Origin of the sequence: Pectobacterium carotovorum (genome assembly GCA_016415585.1) — a bacterium.
GTDB lineage: Bacteria > Pseudomonadota > Gammaproteobacteria > Enterobacterales > Enterobacteriaceae > Pectobacterium > Pectobacterium carotovorum_K.
On sequence record CP066552.1, the window covers coordinates 4304919 to 4324245 of the forward strand.

The following is a 19327-nucleotide window of genomic DNA, read 5'->3' on the forward strand; positions in this document are numbered from 1 at the left end:
CTCCTAAAGGGTATCGAACGTGGCTTCACGCAGTCGCAGCAGGCTGACAAAACCCGTTTCAGGGTCGGTCCACGATCCGTGTTCCAGCACGCCTTCCACCTCAATCATGGTGTTGTTCTGTACGAAGGTCTGACGTTTGGCGAGGTAAACGACGAGGATATCTTCAGGCCAGTCCGCATCAGACGAACAGAAGGGGCACAGCGCCATCGGCATTTTGGTTAAGACAAAGAATTGTGACTCTGCCTTGAGCGGCGGTGCCATGAAGCCGCGCATCTTGACCCGTTTACCGGAGAGCGCTTTAACGTCATTGGAGAATTCCAGACCCAGCACGCCGTAAGAGGCGTACAGCTTATCGAAGGAGAGTTCAGGCTGCGCAGCGTTTACCGGAGTGATGCCACCAAGGAGGAGGATCACCAGCACCGCACGCAACCAAGAGAATAAAAGCGGGGTTGCCCCCGCTTTGCTGCATTTCGCATTATTCATAGCGTCGTAGGATTACTTTTTGTCCTGCGGTTTCACCGCCAGTGCATCAACAATCACGCGGAACAGATCGGTGTTTTCCATGTAACCACGGATACGCTCTGCGCCTGGGCCGCTCGCCTGAATCACCATATCGTCAACGGCATGAACACCCGTATCGGAAGAGCGTGGCAGAATCCCTTCGCGGAATACCGCACCCTGCACTTTCTCGTAGGCTTTGTTGGCTACGTATTCATCTTTTTCGTTCTTGATAGCAGGAACGAACTGACCATCCAGCTTCGGACGGAACGTCTCGTAATAGTCAGGGAAGTTGTTGAAGAATACAGCCAGACGTTTAGAAACGTTCAGGTCATCCGGATAGCCGTCTTTGTTGGCATCCTTATAGTTCGGGTAACCCGCATCTTCATACACGCCGACCTTCTCACGCATCTCGGTGCCCGGTTTGTTGTCATCAACGGTTCCGATGATGGACAGACCGTGCGTGTGGTCGCCCGTCACGATAATCATCGTATCGGGGTTTTTCTCGGCGAATTTCTTGGCGATCGCGACAGACTGATCCAGCATGATGGTGTTAGTGAAGGCGCGTTCCCAATCCAGCGGGTGAGACGCTTTGTCGATCAGCGCGGATTCCACCATCAGGAAGAAGCCGTCTTGGTTTTTGGACAGCACATCCAGCGCCGCCTGCGTCATGTCCGTCAGGTCAGGCTGGTTCGGGAATTTCTTGGCGACGTCATTTTTCAGGAAACGACGATCTATCACGCCATCCATGTTGCCGGTGTGGAACAGCCCCAGCAGTTTGGTAGCCTGCGCCGCGTTTTTCTTCAGTGAATCTGCGTCGGTAACCAGTGAATAACCCGCCTGCTGGAATTTCTCAACGTAGTTGGTTTCATCTTTACGCTTCGAACCCGGCGTGCTTTTCGGCAGGAAGTAAGCAGAACCGCCGCCCAGCATGACGGTAGGCTGCACGTTGTAGAACATCTCGACGATTTCAGCTTTATCCGCACGACGGCGAGTATGAGAGACAACTGCCGCTGGCGTGGCGTCCTGAAGTTCAGCATCGCTGACTACACCGACAGACATCTTGGTAGAACGCGTCAACAGCTCACCCAGCGTTTCCTGCTTCGGGTGTTCCAGTGAATTTTTGCTACGGCTGACGTACACACCCAATGCGTTTACGCCGGATTTGTGGCCGGTCATGTAGGCGCTCATGGTGTTGGCGCTGTCGGCCGCGATAGAGTCGGTACTGGACGTACCGGCAAACGCCATATATTGCAGGTCATCAATTGCCAGACGACCGTCCGCTTTCCCTTCCGTTACCCCTTTGGACAGGATGCGCGCGCCAGTACGGTGCGCAACGGACAGGCCATCGCCGATAAACAGAATCACGTTTTTGGCTTTACGCGTACCGGACGCCGAATAAACGTCCCAGTTCACCTGCGTCTTTTTACCTTTGGCTTCCGCCTCTACCACATACTTGCCTGCTTCCGGCAAGTTCACGTCGCGCAGCCAGATCGTGGACGCGTTGCCGCCGTCTTCACGCTCAACAAACGAGGCCGTTTTGCCCAGCACCTGCTGGTAATCCTTGCCGTTGATCAGAATACGGATATCTTCCGGCTTAAGTACTTCATCAAACTCGACTTTAAAATCGAATTTTCCGCCTGCCAGCATGGTGGCGCGGTCAATGGGATAAATGGCCTGAGCCTGAACCATCCCCGGCAAAGCAGCAGAAATCAGTAAAGGCAGTAACCAGCGAGCTTTCATTGTTATGTCCTTGGTTGCGTCATTGAGCAGGACATAACGTAGTTACCTTTTTTTACAGTTTGATGAATTTCACCATAAATTATTTCACTTATATCTAACCTACTCCGCTCTTTCCTTTAACGGAAAGCGGCGGCGCACGACGACAAAGAACAGCGGCACAAAGAAGATAGCGAGGAAGGTCGCGGCTAGCATGCCACCGATCACGCCCGTTCCCACAGCATGCTGACTCGCCGAACCCGCGCCGCTGCTGGTCGCCATCGGTAAGACGCCGAAAATAAACGCCAGTGACGTCATCAATATCGGCCGCAGTCGCTGACGGGAGGCTTCCAGCGTAGCCTCGACCAGATCCTTCCCTTTCTGGTTCATCTCGTTGGCGAATTCCACGATCAGGATGGCGTTCTTCGCCGATAGCCCGACCACCGTCAGTAGCCCAACCTGAAAATAGACATCGTTTTCCAGACCGCGCGCCCAGGTTGCTACCAGCGCCCCCAGCACGCCCATCGGCACCACCAGCATGACGGAGAATGGCACCGTCCAGCTTTCATATAGTGCGGCCAGACACAGAAATACCACCAGCAGCGAAATCGCATACAGCGCAGGTGCCTGCGCCCCGCTCAACCGCTCCTGTAACGACATGCCCGTCCATTGCAATCCAAAACCTTCCGGCAGTTGCGCCACCAGCGATTCCATAATATTCATCGCCGTACCGGTACTGACGCCCGGCGTCGCCTCGCCAACAATCTCCAGCGAGGAATAACCGTTGTAACGCTCAAGGCGCGGCGATCCGGTTTCCCAGACGGTTTGCGCAAAGGCGCTGAACGGCACCATTCCGCCGCTGTTGTTGCGCACATACCATTTACTGACATCGTCCGGCAGCATGCGGAACTTCGCCGCCGCCTGAACGTAAACTTTTTTCACACGACCACGGTCAAGGAAGTCATTCACATAGGTCGATCCCCAGCCCGTTTTCAGCGTGCTGTTAATGTCATCCACCGACACGCCCAGCGCCTGTGCTTTGCGCTGATCGATATGAATCCGCAGCTGCGAGCTGTCGTCCAGACCATTGTGACGCACACGTGTCAGCTCAGGATTACTGTCGGCCATACTTAACAACTGATCCCGCGCGGCCATCAGTGCGTCGTGCCCCAGCCCACCGCGATCCTGTAGCTGCATACCGAAACCCGCGGCACTCCCCAGCCCGTTAATCGATGGCGGGCTGCTGGCGAACACCCGCGCTTCCTGAATCTTGCGAAAGGCTTTGGTCGCGCGTTCGATCACAGCAAACGAGCTGCTCTCCGGCGTCGTGCGTTCATTCCAGTCTTTAAGGCGCACAAACAGCCGCGCGACGTTCTGCCCATTTCCACCCGGCCCCGAACCGATGGTGGAAAACACAGACGTCACAGTGTCTTTTTCCTGCGTGAGATAGTACTGCTCGATCTTGTTGACCACCTGTAAGGTCTGCTGCTGCGTCGAGCCCGGCGGGAGCTGTACTTGTGTCGTGAACACGCCCCGATCTTCCTGCGGCAAAAACGAAGTCGGCAGCCGGAAAAACAGAAAGGCCATAATCCCGATGATGCCCATATACAGCAGCAGCCAGCGTCCGCTGCTAATTAATATCTTGCCGACGCCACGCTCATACTTCAGCGATGTGCGGGTAAAGCTCTGGTTAAACCAGCCGAAGAACCCTTTGCGGCCGTGGTGTTGGCCCTTGGCGAGCGGCTTGAGCAGCGTCGCACACAGCGCAGGCGTCAGCGTCATCGCCACCAGCACCGATAGGATCATTGAGGTCACAATCGTGATGGAGAACTGGCGGTAAATCGCCCCTGTGGTGCCGCCAAAGAAGGCCATCGGCACAAACACGGCGGACAGCACCAGCGCAATCCCGACCAGTGCCCCTTGCACCTGCCCCATCGATTTTCGCGTCGCGTCCCGTGGTGAGAGCCCTTCCTCGCTCATCACTCGCTCTACGTTTTCCACCACCACAATGGCATCGTCAACCAGCAGGCCAATCGCCAGCACCATCGCGAACATCGTCAGGGTGTTCAGGCTAAAGCCGAAGGCATACAGCACGGCAAACGTGCCGAGCAACACCACCGGCACCGCAATCGTGGGAATCAGGGTGGCGCGGAAATTCTGCAAAAACAGGTACATCACCAGAAAGACTAGCAGCACCGCTTCAAACAGGGTTTTCACCACATCGGTAATCGAAGCTTTTACAAAGGGGGAGGTTTCGAAGGCAATTTTGGCTTCTAGCCCGTGCGGGAAGTACTGCGACAGCTCCTCGATACGTTCTCTGACGCGCTTATCCGTTTCCAGCTCATTCGCGCCAGACGCCAGCGTCACCCCCAGACCGGAGGCGGACTGACCGTTGAAACGGCTGAGAAAATCGTAGCGTTCGGCACCAAGCTCGACTTCTGCGACATTGCCGAGCGTCACGGCAGAGCCGTCTTGATTGACGCGCAGCGTGATATCACGAAACTGCTGTGGCGTCTCTAACAGCGATTGTGCGTTGATCGTAGCGTTCAGCGCCTGATTATCCACCGACGGTACACCGCCAACCTGCCCTACCGAGACCTGACTGTTCTGCGATTCGATGGCCCGTACCACGTCGCTGGTGGTCAGCGCATAATCCATCAGTTTGGCCGGATCCAGCCAGATGCGCATCGCATACTGCGATCCATAGGCAGAAACCTCGCCCACCCCGCTGATGCGGCTGATCGGCTCCTGAATATTGGTTGCGACATAATCGGCGATATCCTGTTTATCCATACTGCCATCGGTAGAGACAAACGCGACCATCAGGATATTGGTATCGCCAGTTTTACTGACGGTGACGCCCTGCTGCTGGACTTCCTGCGGCAGTTTGCGGATAGCAGACTGAAGCTGGTTTTGCACCTGCTGGCGGGCTTCATCGGGATCGGTGCCTGCCTCGAAGGTCAGCATGACTCTGGCTTGCCCGGTATTGCTGCTGTCCGAGGACATGTACATCAGGTTATCCAGCCCGGTCATGCTCTGTTCGATAACCTGTGTAACGGTATTTTCCAGCGTCTGCGCCGATGCACCGGGGTAGCTCGCCGTGATCCGCACGCTGGGCGGTGCCAGATCGGGATACTGTTCCAGCGGCAATGACTTGATGGCCAACATACCGCACAGGCTGAGAAGGATAGCCAGCACCCACGCAAAAATGGGACGGTCGACAAAAAAGTTCGCCATCTCTCCTACACTCCTCAGCCCTATTTTGACGTGGCTGCTTCACGAGCAGCCTACTTATTATCAACCGGAATAGATTCACTCACCCCAGAGAAAAACCCTGCGCACAGGGTGCCAAGTTACCTTAACTGCCGACGTCAGCTAAATCGTGGAGAAATTGAGGAGAAAATGTAAATTATCGTCGGCTACGCCTGAGCGAACGTGATCACCTGCTCGATAAAAGCGTCAGGATGCGAGATAAACGGTGCATGCGCAGCCTTTGGAATCACTACCGAGGTTGAGTCCGACCACTGATCATCCAACAACCCAGCCACCTTGCGTGGTACCAGCCCATCTAAGGCACCATAGAGCCGCAGGAATGGCACGGCCAAGTCAGCTAACGGCTGGCGTAAATCCGCTTCACGCAAAATGGCCAGCCCGCCGTTTAATACCTCGACTGACGGCATCGGCTGTTCCAGCACCACACTTTTTAACAGTCGGGCATCCTGCCGTGCGCTTTCCGTTCCCAGTGTTTGCAGCGCCAGAAACCGTTCGACCGTACGCTGGAAATCTTCACTAAGCTGCTGTTGAAACCCCTGCAAGACGTCTGGCTTGATTCCCGGCCAGCCGTCCTGTGCGCTGAAACAGGGCGATGACGCCACGGTAATCAGCTTTTCCACCCGCGCAGGGGCGCTCAACGCAATCTGGCTGGCAACCAGTCCACCCAGCGACCACCCTAACCAGACGGCACGCTCCGGTGCCTGCGCGAGCACGTAGTCCGCCATGTCGCTCAGCGACATCGGCCCAAATCCCTGACTTCTGCCATAGCCCGGCAGATCGACCAGATGCAGACGAAAATGCGGGGCGAGTCGCGCAATAATGCTTTGCCATACCTGCGCATTCAATCCCCATCCGTGCAGCAACACAAGATCCGTGTTTCCTGCACCTTCGGTCTGCCAATACAACGCCGCCATCAGTTATCTTCCTTTCTCAGGGAACCCCTTAACGCTTGCATGGGGTCAATATATTTCAGGGAAAACCATATTTAGGAAAAACGATCTTTAAGGAAAACAATGTTAACCATCTCCGCACGCTGCTGGCTATGCTTATTGCCGCTTCATCACAGCCAGCAGGGTATTTGCTCGTACTGCCAGCGCCATTTGCCCCGCTTGCCTCTCTGCTGCCCGCGCTGTGGCTTGCCCTCAGCCGACACCACGCATCAGTGCGGACGCTGCCTACAGAACCCGCCGCCCTGGCAGTCGATGACCTTTATCAGCGACTACGCGCCACCGTTCAACACGCTGCTGAAGCATTTCAAATTTCACGGTAAAACCGAACTGGCAGCGGTACTCGCCCGACAGCTGTTATTGCGCTGGCAGATGACCTACCGCGAACGAAAGCTCACCGGACACGTTCCCCTGTTTCGCCCTGACCGCCTGTTTACCGTTCCCCTGCACCGGAACCGCCAGTGGCGGCGTGGCTTCAACCAGACCGAGCTGCTCGCTCGGCCTCTCGCCCGCTGGCTGAACTGTACTTACGAGCCACGCGAATTGCAGCGCACCCGACGCACGCCGCTACAGCAAACGCTCAGCGCCAGCGCGCGGCGGCGAAACCTACGGGGCGCGTTTTCCTGTGATGTCTCGCTGTCTGGGCAACAGGTGGTTTTACTGGATGATGTGGTTACGACGGGTAGTACCGCAGCCGAAATCAGCAGGCTGCTGCTGGCCCAAGGTGCAGCGGGCGTTCAGGTCTGGTGTTTGTGCCGAACCTTGTAGTCGGGGGGAGGATGGGCGTATTATAACCGATAAGTGCAGTCAACTATCGAGCTTACTATTATGATCCGTATTACCGATGCTGCTCAGGAGCATTTCCTGAAACTGTTGGCAAAACAGGAAGAAGGCACACAGATTCGCGTATTTGTTATCAATCCAGGTACGCCAAACGCCGAGTGCGGTGTGTCGTATTGCCCGCCGGATGCCGTAGAAGCCAGCGATACCGTACTGAAGTTTGAGAAGATTTCCGCTTACGTGGACGAACTCAGCGCGCCTTATTTGGAAGACGCTGAAATCGACTTCGTGACCGACCAGCTAGGTTCTCAGCTCACGCTGAAAGCGCCGAACGCCAAAATGCGTAAAGTGGACGACAGCGCCCCGCTGATGGAACGCGTGGAGTATGTGCTGCAATCGCAGATCAACCCACAGCTGGCGGGCCACGGCGGCCGTGTGACGCTGATGGAAATTACCGACGATGGTCTGGCGATTCTGCAATTTGGCGGCGGCTGTAACGGCTGTTCTATGGTTGACGTCACGCTGAAAGAAGGGATTGAGAAAGAGCTACTGGAAAAATTCCCCGATCTGAAAGGCGTGAGAGATCTCACCGAACACCAGCGCGGCGAGCACTCCTACTATTAATCGTCTCCCCTGCTGATTTATCTTTGCTTTTCCTCCCCGATTCAGGGGAGGAAGAGTATTTGTTCTGTTGTCAGGCTTTCTGCGCTTTCATCGGCGCGCCACGACGCAAATCCATATCCCGAACCAGTCGCTCAAGGCAGCGGTCAGCGAAGATCGACTCCAGCGGACGCGTGAGCTTACGCCGCCAGTTGGGGTATTCACGATTGGTGCCCGGCACATTGACCGGTGTCGCCATATCCAGCCAGTCTTCCAACTGGAATCCCACCAGTGCGCTTGCGCTGTCGGCGACATAGCGATGAACGCCACGGCTTAGCGGTGCGCCCATTGTCGTCAGCGCCGAGTTGCGGCCAACCCGCTGCGGCAATAGCCCGAATTCGTGCAACGCGTTGAGCAACCCCTGTTTTGCTTTCTCACGCTGCTGCATTTGTTCTTGCAGTAACGCTTCCGTCGGATACAGCCCCAATTCCCGCCCCAGTGATAAATCCACGGTCTGCCAGTAGCCGCGCAGCGTTGGGAGATCGTGCGTGGTAATGGTTGTCATTGCCTGACGTGGGTAATCTTCCGGTGCGCGGAAGTGGTTCTCGTCGTCCTTTTCAAAGAACAGCACCTTGTAAGAATAAATACCGTAGTCATGTAGCTTACTGATAATTTCCGGCGGCACCGTGCCTAAATCCTCGCCGATAACCAGGCAGCGATGACGCTGACTTTCCAACGCCAGCACGGCCAGCAGGTCGTCGACCGGATAATGCACGTAAGCTCCGTTGCCCGCCGATTCCGCCTTGGGTATCCACCACAGGCGCAAGAGCGCCATCACATGATCGATACGCAGGGCACCACAATGCGCCATGTTGCTGCGCAGTACGTCGATAAACGGTTGATAGCCACGCAGTTGCATCATGGTGGGATTCATCGGCGCAAGCTGCCAGTCTTGTCCCTGTGGCCCGAGCGGGTCCGGCGGTGCGCCGATAGAGGCATCAAGACAATAGAGCTGCCGTTCGTCCCACGTTTCCGCGCCACCTTGTGCAACGCCAACGGCTAAATCACGATACAGGCCGAGCGGTAAGCCAAGCTGTTTACTGTGCGCGTAGCACTCCGCGAGTTGCTCGTGCGCCACCCATTGCAGCCAGCTGTAGAACGTAATCTCGTCGTGGTATTCACGGCGGAAGGATTTTACGGTTTCGCTGTGTACATCATGATAGCTGGCCGGCCACTGGTGCCAGTCCGCATAATTCTCGCCCTGTTTTTTCAGGTGAGCCTGCAACGCATCAAACGTCGCCTGAAGCTGTAAACTCTGCCCGCCGCTGACGACAAACTGACGAAAGGCGCTAATGCGCGGGTCCAGCGCACTGCGTGTCGTAAAGTAGCGGAAAGCCAGCCGTAAAGCGGTCAGCTTAAGCGCCGTCACCGGTTCATAATCGACCCAGCGCCCCGCTCGCAGCGAAACGATTGCGCTTTGCGTATCCTCACGGTGCCACCATGCCTGCGCTTCCCCGCTCTGCTGAAAATCATCGATCCAATTGACATCGATATAAATAATGTTCAGCCAGTGTCTGGATGAAGGACTGTAAGGGCTCGCAGCCTCTGGCAATGCGGGATACAGCGAATGCAGTGGGTTCAGCCCCACAAAGGCACCGCCGCGTCGGGCAATTTGCTCCACCAGTTGGCGCAGGTCGCCAAAATCCCCGACGCCCCAGTTGTTCTGCGAACGTAAGGTGTAAAGCTGGACGGTCACGCCCCACCAGCGTTTACCCTGTAATAAGGCTTCGGGTTCATAGCAGCGGTGCGGCGCGACAATAATCCGGCAGCTCCAGCGTTGGTCGGCTTGCGTTAACGTCAGGTAGTGGTAACCCAGCGGCAGCACACCCGGCAGAGCCAGCGTTGAACCGCCGGTGATCTGTCCTTGAATTTGACCGCCATTTTCATACATCAGCGTCCAGAGGAATTCACCGTGACCAGCAAGTTCGATGACCGCATCCCGGCCTTGCAAAAAGACCCGAACGGGCGGCAAGGGTGCATTACCGCTATCAGAAACGTCCATCATTGCCTGAATCTGGTTTCTGATTGCGGCCGCAACCATGTGCTCTTTGCCATACGCATCGGTGTAGCTTTCCGCGATGCCTGTCTGCTGGCTTGCCAGTTTATCCACCTTGAACACCCTCTCCTTTTCCTAACGATGCGCCTGCCAAATGCGCGTCTGGTAATCATGAATCGCCCGGTCCGAACTGAACATCCCCATTCTGGCGGTATTCAGCACACAGCGGCGCGTCCATTCATCCGGCTCACGGTAAAGCGCATCAACACGCTGCTGCACCTCACAATACGGTGCAAAATCGGCCATTAACATATAGGGATCGCCCAGCTTCAGCAGGCTATCCAACAGCGGAGCAAACGCGTTTTTATCCCCCTGACTGAACGCTCCACTCGCTAGCTCGTTCAGTACTTCACGTAGCAGCGGCGTCACGGCGAGGTAGTCAGACGGATCATAGCCCTGCGTCTGTAGCGCTTTTACCTGTTCGACGGTGTGACCGAAAATGAACAGATTGTCTTCACCGACCTGCTGCGCCATTTCTACATTCGCTCCGTCCAGCGTACCGACGGTCAGCGCGCCGTTCAGCGCCAGCTTCATATTGCCCGTACCGGACGCTTCTTTACCTGCCGTCGAAATCTGTTCAGAGACATCCGCAGCAGGAATCATCCGTTCAGCCAGCGAGACGCGATAGTCCGACGGGAAGATCACCTTCAGGCGATCGTTAACGCGGCGATCCTGATTAATGACCGCAGCGACCCGGTTAATGGCATAAATGATATTTTTCGCTAATACATAGCCCGGTGCCGCTTTGGCACCGAACAAAAAGACGTGCGGCACTATATCCAGATGCGGATTGTCACGCAATTGACGATATAGCGCGAGGATATGAAGCAGATTCAAATGCTGGCGTTTGTACTCATGCAATCGCTTGATTTGCACATCAAACAGCGCTTGCGGATCGATAACAATGTCGTACTGCTGGCGGAGATAGGTCGCCAACTGCGTTTTATTCTCGGCTTTGATTTGTCGATAGCGCTCACGAAAGCCAGCATCGTCAGCGTAAGGTTCCAGCCCTTGCAGCGCAGGCAGGTCATTCACCCACGGCGTGTGCAGTGTGTCGTCGATCAGCGCGGACAGTGCCGGGTTACACTGTTTTAGCCAGCGGCGTGGCGTAATGCCGTTGGTGACATTATGGAATTTGGTCGGCCACAACTGGTGGTATTCCGGGAACAGATCTTTCACCACCAGTTCCGAGTGCAGCGCCGCCACGCCGTTGACCGCAAAGCAACTGACGACGCACAGGTTTGCCATGCGAATCTGGCGCTGATGGCGAATCGCGAGCTTCGCCCATACCTGCCGATCGCCGGGCCATTTCTGCTCAACCTGCGCCTTAAACTGCGTATCAATTTGCCGGATGATAGACAGGTGGCGAGGAAGCAGCCGGCTAAACAGTCGTTCGTCCCAGTGCTCAAGCGCTTCCGGCATCAGCGTGTGGTTGGTATAGGCAAAGGTGCGTCCGGTTATCGACCAGGCTTCATCCCACGGTATCTGATGCTCATCCAGCAGCAGACGCATCAGTTCAGGGATCGCCAACGTCGGGTGGGTGTCATTAAGCTGGATGACTTCATAATCCGGCAGCGTGGACAGCGCGCGCCCCGCGTTGAGATGACGACGCAGAATGTCGGCCACCGAACAGGCGCAGTGGAAATACTGCTGCATCAGGCGCAGGCGTTTACCCGCCGCGTGATTGTCATTCGGATACAGCACGCTGGTCAGGCTGGAGGCGGAAATCCCCGCCTGTGCCGCACGCAGATAGTGCCCTTCGTTGAATAGCGTCAAATCAAACGGATCGCGATGCGTCGCACGCCACAAACGCAGCGGCTGCGCAGCGCCGTTGTGATAGCCAATCACCGACAGGTCACAGGCTTCACCTCTGAAAACGGTATCCGGCAGCCAGCGCAAGGTTCCGTCAGTTTGGGGTTGCAGACGCCCGCCAAACCCGACATCCACCGCCAGCTCCGCGCGCGGTAAAAACCACGGATAGGTATCGCGCTGCCAGTCATCGGCCGTTTCCTGCTGCTTTTCCTGCGCAAAGTGCTGGCGGAACAGGCCATACTGATAGTTGAGGCCGTAACCCGTTGCGGGCTGCCCCACCGTCGCCATCGAATCCAAAAAGCAGGACGCCAGCCGACCTAACCCGCCGTTGCCTAACCCCGGATCGGTTTCCTGCTCCAGAATATCACTCAGGTTCAACCCTTGCTCGGCCAGCACGGCGGCTACCGCGTCATACCATCCCAAATTCAACAGATTGTTGCCCGTCAAACGGCCGGGGAGAAATTCCATCGACAGGTAGTTCACATGGCGCTGAGGCGTATGGGTATTAGCTGTAGGAGACGTTGAAGAGGCTGAATGCATCAGCAACTGTTCAGACAGCGCAAGGCTGACAGCACGCCAGCACTGCACTGGCGTCATCGCGTTAAGCGAGGCGACGCCACCGAGCCGCTGTTGGCGGCGCAGCGCGGCGGTAAATTCTGATGCATCAAAGGCGATAGCGGGATGGGCGGAGGAAATGGGCTGCGTTAACGCATCTGGTTTTTTTGCAGCCGCTGAACGTTTTGGCGATCCTGATACTTTTGATGATTCTGATCGCGTTGCAGAATGCGACTTTCTTGAAGAATCTGACATCGTGCCTCCTCCTTTGTCCATCATGGAAAAGGCACATCGGGTTCAACACAACTCCAACTGTACCTTATGTTGTTCAATGATTTTCAGTACGCTGGGTGGTGGTGACTGATCGGTAAAAAGATAGTCGATCAAATCCATGTTGCCCAAATTCACCATCGCATTACGACCAAACTTGGAATGGTCCGTCACCAGCATGACGCAGCGAGAGTTTTCAATAATCGCCCGTTTTGTGCGCACTTCATGGTAATCAAACTCCAGTAATGACCCATCCATGTCAATACCACTGATGCCCAAAATGCCGAAATCCAGACGGAACTGAGAGATAAAATCCAGCGTCGCCTCCCCCATGATGCCGCCATCGCGGGTACGCACTTCGCCACCGGCCAAGATCAGGCGAAAATCCTCTTTTGCCGTCAGCAGCGTTGCCACATTCAGGTTATTGGTGACCACGCGCAGATCCTTATGCTGCATCAGCGCATAGGCCACCGCTTCGGGCGTGGTACCGATATCGATAAACAAGGTGGCCCCGTCTGGAATCTGGCTCGCTACCCGACGGGCAATGCGCGCTTTTTCATCCGACCACATCATTTTACGGTCATGGTAGGCCGTGTTAACCGAGCTGGACGGCAATGCCGCACCGCCGTGGTGGCGATGGATTTTATTCTGCTCGGCCAGCTCGTTCAGATCGCGACGAATGGTCTGCGGGCTCACCGCAAAATGCTCCACTAGCTCTTCAGTACTGACATAGCCCTGCTGGCGCACCAGCTCAATAATGGCGTCATGCCGTTGTGTCTGCTTCACATTTATCCCCTAAGACGCCCCGATTTACCGGGGGTTTGTTTTATTATACGTGTCCCAAAAGGCCATCAATAGCCCGACAACCAGCCCAGCTACATGCGCCGCATTCGCAATCGACATGCCTAAAATATCGAAATATCCGGCGATCAGCCACAGTAAAGCGAAGGCCATCAGACTGCGCGGCATGGATAAATAACCGTCAGGCTCTCGTTCCCCTCGCAGCCAGACATAGCCCATCAGGGCATAAACCACGCCAGACAGGCCACCAAAATGGGTGCCGCTAAACCAGGACTGCGCCCAGCCGCTAACCAGCGCGGAAACCAGCGTGATGACCAGCAATTTCCCGGTTCCCAGTACTTTTTCAACCGGGCCGCCCAGATACCACCACCACATCAGATTGAACAAAATATGCAGCAGGGAAAAGTGCAACAAAACATGACTAAACCAGCGCCACACCTCGACCTGTTGCCCTTCAGCCGGGAACGCCAGCCATACCATCACGCTCTCATAGCCCGAAATCTGCATCAGGATGAACACCGCAATCGTCACGACCATCAGGGATAGCGTCAGCGGGCCAGCCTTCTGTTTCAGCGTTTGCAGGTAAGAGTAGCGTTGGTATTGAATACCGGTATCCATCGATCCCGTTTGCCAACTGGCCGCCAGATAGCGCGGGTTTGTCGGGTCGCGCAGAAAAATCTCCAGCGCTTCCTGAACCTTACTCAGTTGGGTTTCATCCTCCAGCCACAGTTCAGCTTCATGTCCCTGAGGCCGCATTTCCAGATAGACCTGCTGTGTACGCATGTAATCAACAAATGCCTGAGCCAGACGCGGGTTGGAGAGAGCAATAACGCGGATTGTCATAACGGGAAGCGCCAATGTGTGGGTTGAGTAAAGAACATGAGAATAAAAAAGCTAATCGTCATGCGATCAGGCTTGTGCCTGCGTATCTTGTGGGTAGCGATTTTGCCAGGCTTCAAAGCCGCCATCGATACTGAACACCGAATCAAACCCTAGGCTAATCAGGTACTGTGCAGCATTGCGGCTGCTAATGCCGTGGTAGCAAATCACCATGACTGGTGCTTCGAGGTCAGCGCTGCGCACAAAGTCAGACAGCGTCTCGTTCGTCAGGTGCGTCGCGCCAGGAACATGGGCTGCGGCAAAACTCTGTGGATCGCGAATATCAACGACAACGCCCCCTTCCTGCCAGCGGGAATGGGCTTGCTCAATACTGATAGCTTCAAATTGTTCCATCGAAAGTGACAACCTTGTTAATAATGGACAGGATGTTAGTAACCACTGACCTCATGGCAACCCGAGGCGTCATTGTAACCCGCCTTCAACGGCATAAAACCCATATGATTATAAGGTTATTTATAAAAACAGTGCTTCACTAATGTGGAGAGTGACGACAAAACAGCACAATTTCAGCCCAATATCCCTTCTTTTAATGTGACAATTATCATCATATTGTTAGGCTCGTCACGCATAAATGTTTTTATTTGGTTAACCATTGGCTGATTTGTTTGTTTTCGATTATTATAATGCTCGAAAACGAACATTTTGATTTATTCGAGGGTGGAGGAAGAAACGTGGAAACCAAAGATCTAATCGTTATCGGCGGCGGAATTAACGGTGCAGGCATCGCCGCAGATGCGGCTGGGCGAGGGTTATCAGTCCTGTTGTTGGAAGCGCAGGATCTTGCCTGTGCCACGTCCTCCGCCAGTTCCAAGCTGATTCACGGCGGCCTGCGTTACCTTGAGCACTATGAGTTTCGTTTGGTCAGCGAAGCACTGTCCGAGCGCGAAACGCTGCTGAAAATGGCTCCGCACATTATTTTCCCCATGCGCTTTCGTTTGCCCCATCAGCCGCACCTGCGTCCGGCCTGGATGATTCGTATCGGCCTGTTCATGTACGACAACATTGGCAAACGCGTCAGCCTGCCCGCCAGTAAAGGCCTGAAATTCGGCGCAGATTCTGTGCTTAAGCCTGAGCTGAAACAGGGCTTTGAATATTCTGACTGCTGGGTGGACGATGCGCGTCTGGTGGTGTTAAACGCGCAGGAAGTGACAAAACGCGGTGGGGAAGTCCGTACCCGCACCAAAGTCACTCGCGCTCGCCGTGAGCAAGGCGTGTGGATTGTGGATGCGGTTGATTCACTGACCGGCGAAACCTTCACCTGGCGCGCCAAAGGTCTGGTGAACGCCACGGGTCCGTGGGTGAAAGAATTCTTTGATGACGGCCTACAGCTGAAATCGCCTTACGGCATCCGTTTGATCAAAGGCAGCCACATTGTGGTGCCAAAAGTCCATAACCAGCCGCAAGCGTATATTCTGCAAAACAAAGATCACCGTATTGTGTTCGTAATCCCGTGGCAGGATGACTACTCAATCATCGGCACGACCGACGTGGAGTACAAAGGCAATCCGCACGATGTGAAGATCGATGATAACGAAGTCGGCTACCTGTTGGATGTGTATAACGACCATTTCAAACAGCAGCTTACGCGTGATGATATCGTCTGGACTTACTCTGGCGTGCGTCCACTGTGTGATGACGAATCCGATTCTCCGCAGGCGATTACCCGTGACTACACGCTGTCAGTCGATGATGATAACGGTCAGGCTCCACTGCTTTCCGTATTTGGCGGCAAGCTGACGACATACCGTAAGCTGGCAGAACACGCGCTGGATAAGCTGCACAAATACTACCCGCAAGCGGGTAAAGCCTGGACGAAAGGTGCAGTACTGCCGGGTGGCGATATCGCTGGCACGCGTGATGACTACGCCGCCGCGCTGCGTCGCCGCTTCAATCTGCCTGAATCACTGACGCGCCGTTACAGCCGCACCTACGGTTCAAACAGCGAACTGATTCTGGCAAACGCGAAAGGTCTCAGCGATCTGGGTGAAGATTTCGGCCATGACCTGTATGAAGCAGAGCTACGTTATCTGGTCGAAAAAGAGTGGGCTGTCACGCTGGACGACGTCATCTGGCGCCGTACCAAACTGGGCATGCGCTTTGATGACGCCCAGAAACAACGCGTCAGCGACTGGCTGGCAAACCATTACCAGCAGATGGCAAAAGCGGGTTAATTGCTCCAGCCCTACTTCTCGATCAGGCCTCCTGATCGAGAAGCCTTCCTACTATAAATAGCAGACGTCCAAAATACTCTTATCGTACGAACCCTGTTCTCCGATGATGATTGAGTCTTTTTGATTCGCCCTCTAATTTATTCCCCATGAGATTATTTCAATATTAATCAATGGACTTGCTTAGTTTTAGTCCTTTTTTGTGCTATTGACTCTGAAAAAATCTTGTTATCCTTTACGCGTACTGTCTTAAAAGGAATAGCGTCAAGGATGCCACATGGAACGTTTTCATTACTCTTCACACCGCTTCAACCCTGCAACCTTCTTGTCTCCCACGACGTGAACACACCGACTCTCCGCTCAACTTAAATGTTTTGCGCTTTTCGCCTGCGTAGCGTGGTTATCAATGTGATGCTTTATCAACTTGTCGAGCAACACGAGGCACTCTGGCGAGCAACGCCTACTCACTCTGTGGTAATGGAGGATAGCATCAGACATTTCCCACCCAGTGAAAGAATGAACATCGTTCGCAAGGCGCTGAGAAAAGCCGATCAGGCTGGTGCGATAGAAGCTCAAAGACGGCTGTGGGCATTAGTCTATCTGGAAGGTGGTCGTCAGGCTTTAGAAAAACAAAAGGGACGAACATGAGTGCGGCAAATGGTTTGATTAGAGCAATCTCGGGGTTGATAACGGCGATATGGCAGATCTTGCCGCGCTGGGGGCGGTGGGTGGCAAGCATTCTGCTGGTACTTTGGCTGGGCTGGACGTTTCTGATTCAGGAACGGCATGGCGGAGCGTCAATCGTTGTTCATTCGGTGATCGATCGCCCCATTAGCTATGTGTACGTCAATGGCAATATGGGTAGCAATACTGATGCGTTTGATGGATTTCATGCAGGAGGAGGAGGAAGCGCTGGCCCCTATCGGATAGATGGGGACAAGGTCAATATTAAATGGGAACTTGCGATGACTCGTAAACAATATGATGAGCTTGGATATCGTCCAGAGATCCACTCTGTGGTCTTACCGATGCCTAAACGAGATAAGGGGCAGAATGGTTTCTGTGTGCTGATGTTACCTGATAATAAACCGATGATTCGGTGGGCTGAAAGCTGTGTCGTTGAAATGGATAGCATCGTCGATACCTATAGAACAAGGAGATAAATAAGGTGGATTGGGATGATCTTGAATGTCGCGTTGCGCGTGAAGAGAGCCGCCATCAGGCGGGGATAGGCACCTGCTCTCTGGCGTTACAGATAGGTTTCTTCTTCGATGGTCTGAAACGCAATATCAATGTGGATGAAGAAAGCCAGCGTCTGACTAACGTGGGCCGTTTGTTTCGTGCTCACCCTCTGGAGATAAAAGCAGGTCTTACCTCTTCGTATTCTTACGCCAAAATTTATGTCCCCGGCCTGGGAACCCCCCTTGACGATACGCCGTCCGAGAGACTAGATAGCATTATGGACGCCAGACAGAAGGCGCTGCCTGAGGACTATGCCGATGCACTGGTTGAACAGGGGAAAGAAACGGCGGTCGATACCGTTAGGGGTGCTTTTAAGGGAGACTGGAGTCAGGCGCTCTCCAATAAACTGGACGACCTGCGGACCATGAAGAGTGGCCTCGACGCTGCAGCGTCCGCTGCCAAAAAGGCGGTAACCCGCTCGTTGCTCGAGGCCGCCGAGCCTATTCGGGATAATCCGATCGTGGCTGAGTTGCTCATGACTGGCGTTGATGCGCGGGTGGATTCAGCAAAGAACCAATTCAAGCTAAACGTGGCGGATGTAAAAAAAATTAATCAACTGCCCATCAAATTGATCCAGATTTCGGTGTTCGGTGCCGATCTGGGAGCGGCGTTGGCTCGGCGCTTTATCGACGAGTTATTGGAGTCGGTCTGTACCAAGGTGGGAAACGAATACCGTTATGAGGACAGTAAAGTCGAGGTCATTTTTGCTGGCCTGTTCGACTGCACGCGCCGCAGCTCGCTGGACATGGGGGATACGGTGGCAACCGTCTCTGACGGAGCCGGACTCGTTGCCCGGCACCCTGTTGTTGGCATGATCACCACGGCTTTTGGCGCGAAAGTGATTGCGTTCGATAAACCTCTTCATCCGGCAGTAAAAAACGCCTTGCACCTGATAGCGGCACATGAACGGCGAGAATCCCGTCCTCTGTTGCCGTTGGGGCCGCTCAAATCAGGCTGGCGTGAAGTGCTCTGCCCCGGCATCAGTGAAGATGTGACGGGTGGGCTGCTCCCCAACGAACAGCGCCCCAGCGCCGAGCTGTGTCGGGTGCCGCTGCGACAGATGTTCGAAACGGCGCGCAAGGCACAGGTGCCTTTCCCCAATTTTCTCACTCTTGATGCTAAAAACCCACGAGTAGCCCAATATTTCATCATGCAGGATAGCCGGCTGGGCTACTCGGCGAAGGCATACAGTGAGTTCTACAGCAAATGGGTGGGGCAAATGAACCCGACACCGGAAGCGTTTGAACTGCACATGATCCACTATTGCGTTTGGCTGGGGGAAAAACTGCATGATTACAAGATACTCCGTCAAAACACGACAGGCAGTGAGCGGGAGAAGCTGAACGCGCAGTGGGGCTGGTTGATACAGGTCGGGCGCGATGCGGAGAACGTGTTGAGAAGCCGGGGGCTGCGCCGACAGATGTATCAGGGAGCCAATTTGGTGAAGTTTTTTGATGAAACTAAGCGAGTGCCGCGTGAGGTAGATATTTTCTTCAATTATTTTATGCACGATTTTGCGTCAGAGGAACTCAAGTTCGCTACGCTGAACGATCAGGCGGGTACGATGTTGAGGAACAATAACTTCTTCGTCCCACGCGGAATCGAGATAGTTGCTGCCGATGACGAAGCTGCTGCATGATCGTTGC

Annotated in this window: 15 protein-coding genes; 6 read left to right on the forward strand and 9 right to left on the reverse strand. The window is 54.6% G+C overall.

From position 1 onward, the window contains the following. Positions 1-3: 3 nt before the first annotated feature. The 4 genes from JFY74_19235 to bioH all read right to left on the reverse strand — a co-directional run bounded on the left by JFY74_19235 (position 4) and on the right by bioH (position 6404). Positions 4-483, reverse strand: a complete 480-nt coding sequence (locus tag JFY74_19235) for a hypothetical protein (protein ID QQG28160.1) — start codon at positions 481-483, stop codon at positions 4-6. A gap of 12 nt (positions 484-495) precedes the next feature. Continuing rightward, entirely contained in the window at positions 496-2241 is a 1746-nt protein-coding gene (locus JFY74_19240) for an alkaline phosphatase (GenBank protein ID QQG28161.1), read from the reverse strand. A 99-nt stretch (positions 2242-2340) separates the two neighbouring features. After that, positions 2341-5454 (reverse strand): multidrug efflux RND transporter permease AcrD, encoded by a 3114-nt coding sequence (gene acrD, locus JFY74_19245; protein QQG28162.1) that lies wholly within the window; start codon positions 5452-5454, stop codon positions 2341-2343. 182 nt (positions 5455-5636) lie between these two features. Beyond that, the gene (bioH, locus tag JFY74_19250; GenBank protein QQG28163.1) at positions 5637-6404 is read right to left on the reverse strand and encodes a pimeloyl-ACP methyl ester esterase BioH; all 768 of its coding nucleotides are present in this window, start codon (positions 6402-6404) and stop codon (positions 5637-5639) included. 99 nt (positions 6405-6503) lie between these two features. On the opposite strand from bioH, the gene gntX reads away from it, so the two are divergent. Both gntX and nfuA read left to right on the forward strand, forming a co-directional pair. Beyond that, complete coding sequence (gene gntX / locus JFY74_19255; GenBank protein ID QQG28164.1) at positions 6504-7205, forward strand: DNA utilization protein GntX; 702 nt, start codon at positions 6504-6506, stop codon at positions 7203-7205. 60 nt (positions 7206-7265) lie between these two features. After that, positions 7266-7841, forward strand: a complete 576-nt coding sequence (gene nfuA, locus JFY74_19260) for a Fe-S biogenesis protein NfuA (protein QQG28165.1) — start codon at positions 7266-7268, stop codon at positions 7839-7841. Between the two features lie 70 nt (positions 7842-7911). Here the strand turns inward: nfuA and malQ are convergent, their stop codons facing one another. From malQ to glpE, 5 genes are all read right to left on the reverse strand, one after another. Further along, positions 7912-9996, reverse strand: a complete 2085-nt coding sequence (gene malQ / locus JFY74_19265) for a 4-alpha-glucanotransferase (GenBank protein QQG28166.1) — start codon at positions 9994-9996, stop codon at positions 7912-7914. A gap of 12 nt (positions 9997-10008) precedes the next feature. Then, positions 10009-12555, reverse strand: a complete 2547-nt coding sequence (gene malP / locus JFY74_19270) for a maltodextrin phosphorylase (GenBank protein ID QQG28167.1) — start codon at positions 12553-12555, stop codon at positions 10009-10011. A 42-nt stretch (positions 12556-12597) separates the two neighbouring features. Further along, positions 12598-13356, reverse strand: a complete 759-nt coding sequence (locus JFY74_19275; protein QQG28168.1) for a DeoR/GlpR family transcriptional regulator — start codon at positions 13354-13356, stop codon at positions 12598-12600. A 24-nt stretch (positions 13357-13380) separates the two neighbouring features. Further along, a complete protein-coding gene (gene glpG, locus JFY74_19280) occupies positions 13381-14214 on the reverse strand; it encodes a rhomboid family intramembrane serine protease GlpG (GenBank protein ID QQG28169.1) in 834 nt (277 codons plus the stop codon). A 66-nt stretch (positions 14215-14280) separates the two neighbouring features. Continuing rightward, entirely contained in the window at positions 14281-14604 is a 324-nt protein-coding gene (gene glpE / locus JFY74_19285) for a thiosulfate sulfurtransferase GlpE (protein QQG28170.1), read from the reverse strand. A gap of 338 nt (positions 14605-14942) precedes the next feature. Here glpE and glpD point away from each other — a divergent pair, with 338 nt between their 5' ends. From glpD to JFY74_19305, 4 genes are all read left to right on the forward strand, one after another. Next, positions 14943-16442, forward strand: coding sequence for a glycerol-3-phosphate dehydrogenase (gene glpD / locus JFY74_19290; protein ID QQG28171.1), 1500 nt, complete (start codon positions 14943-14945; stop codon positions 16440-16442). A 408-nt stretch (positions 16443-16850) separates the two neighbouring features. Further along, positions 16851-17087 (forward strand): hypothetical protein, encoded by a 237-nt coding sequence (locus JFY74_19295; protein QQG30605.1) that lies wholly within the window; start codon positions 16851-16853, stop codon positions 17085-17087. Continuing rightward, positions 17084-17602, forward strand: coding sequence for a hypothetical protein (locus JFY74_19300; GenBank protein QQG28172.1), 519 nt, complete (start codon positions 17084-17086; stop codon positions 17600-17602). Before JFY74_19295 ends, JFY74_19300 begins: the two co-directional genes overlap by 4 nt. 5 nt (positions 17603-17607) lie before the next feature. After that, positions 17608-19320 (forward strand): DUF2235 domain-containing protein, encoded by a 1713-nt coding sequence (locus JFY74_19305; protein QQG28173.1) that lies wholly within the window; start codon positions 17608-17610, stop codon positions 19318-19320. Positions 19321-19327: the final 7 nt, after the last annotated feature.

What these genes read in the sequence shown, in the direction of transcription:
- JFY74_19235 (QQG28160.1), bottom strand. Translation starts at nt 483, where the DNA reads ATGAATAATGCGAAATGCAGCAAAGCGGGGGCAACCCCGCTTTTATTC.
- JFY74_19240 (QQG28161.1), bottom strand. Translation starts at nt 2,241, where the DNA reads ATGAAAGCTCGCTGGTTACTGCCTTTACTGATTTCTGCTGCTTTGCCG.
- acrD (QQG28162.1), bottom strand. Translation starts at nt 5,454, where the DNA reads ATGGCGAACTTTTTTGTCGACCGTCCCATTTTTGCGTGGGTGCTGGCT.
- bioH (QQG28163.1), bottom strand. Translation starts at nt 6,404, where the DNA reads ATGGCGGCGTTGTATTGGCAGACCGAAGGTGCAGGAAACACGGATCTT.
- gntX (QQG28164.1), top strand. Translation starts at nt 6,504, where the DNA reads ATGTTAACCATCTCCGCACGCTGCTGGCTATGCTTATTGCCGCTTCAT.
- nfuA (QQG28165.1), top strand. Translation starts at nt 7,266, where the DNA reads ATGATCCGTATTACCGATGCTGCTCAGGAGCATTTCCTGAAACTGTTG.
- malP (QQG28167.1), bottom strand. Translation starts at nt 12,555, where the DNA reads ATGTCAGATTCTTCAAGAAAGTCGCATTCTGCAACGCGATCAGAATCA.
- glpG (QQG28169.1), bottom strand. Translation starts at nt 14,214, where the DNA reads ATGACAATCCGCGTTATTGCTCTCTCCAACCCGCGTCTGGCTCAGGCA.
- glpE (QQG28170.1), bottom strand. Translation starts at nt 14,604, where the DNA reads ATGGAACAATTTGAAGCTATCAGTATTGAGCAAGCCCATTCCCGCTGG.
- JFY74_19295 (QQG30605.1), top strand. Translation starts at nt 16,851, where the DNA reads ATGCTTTATCAACTTGTCGAGCAACACGAGGCACTCTGGCGAGCAACG.
- JFY74_19300 (QQG28172.1), top strand. Translation starts at nt 17,084, where the DNA reads ATGAGTGCGGCAAATGGTTTGATTAGAGCAATCTCGGGGTTGATAACG.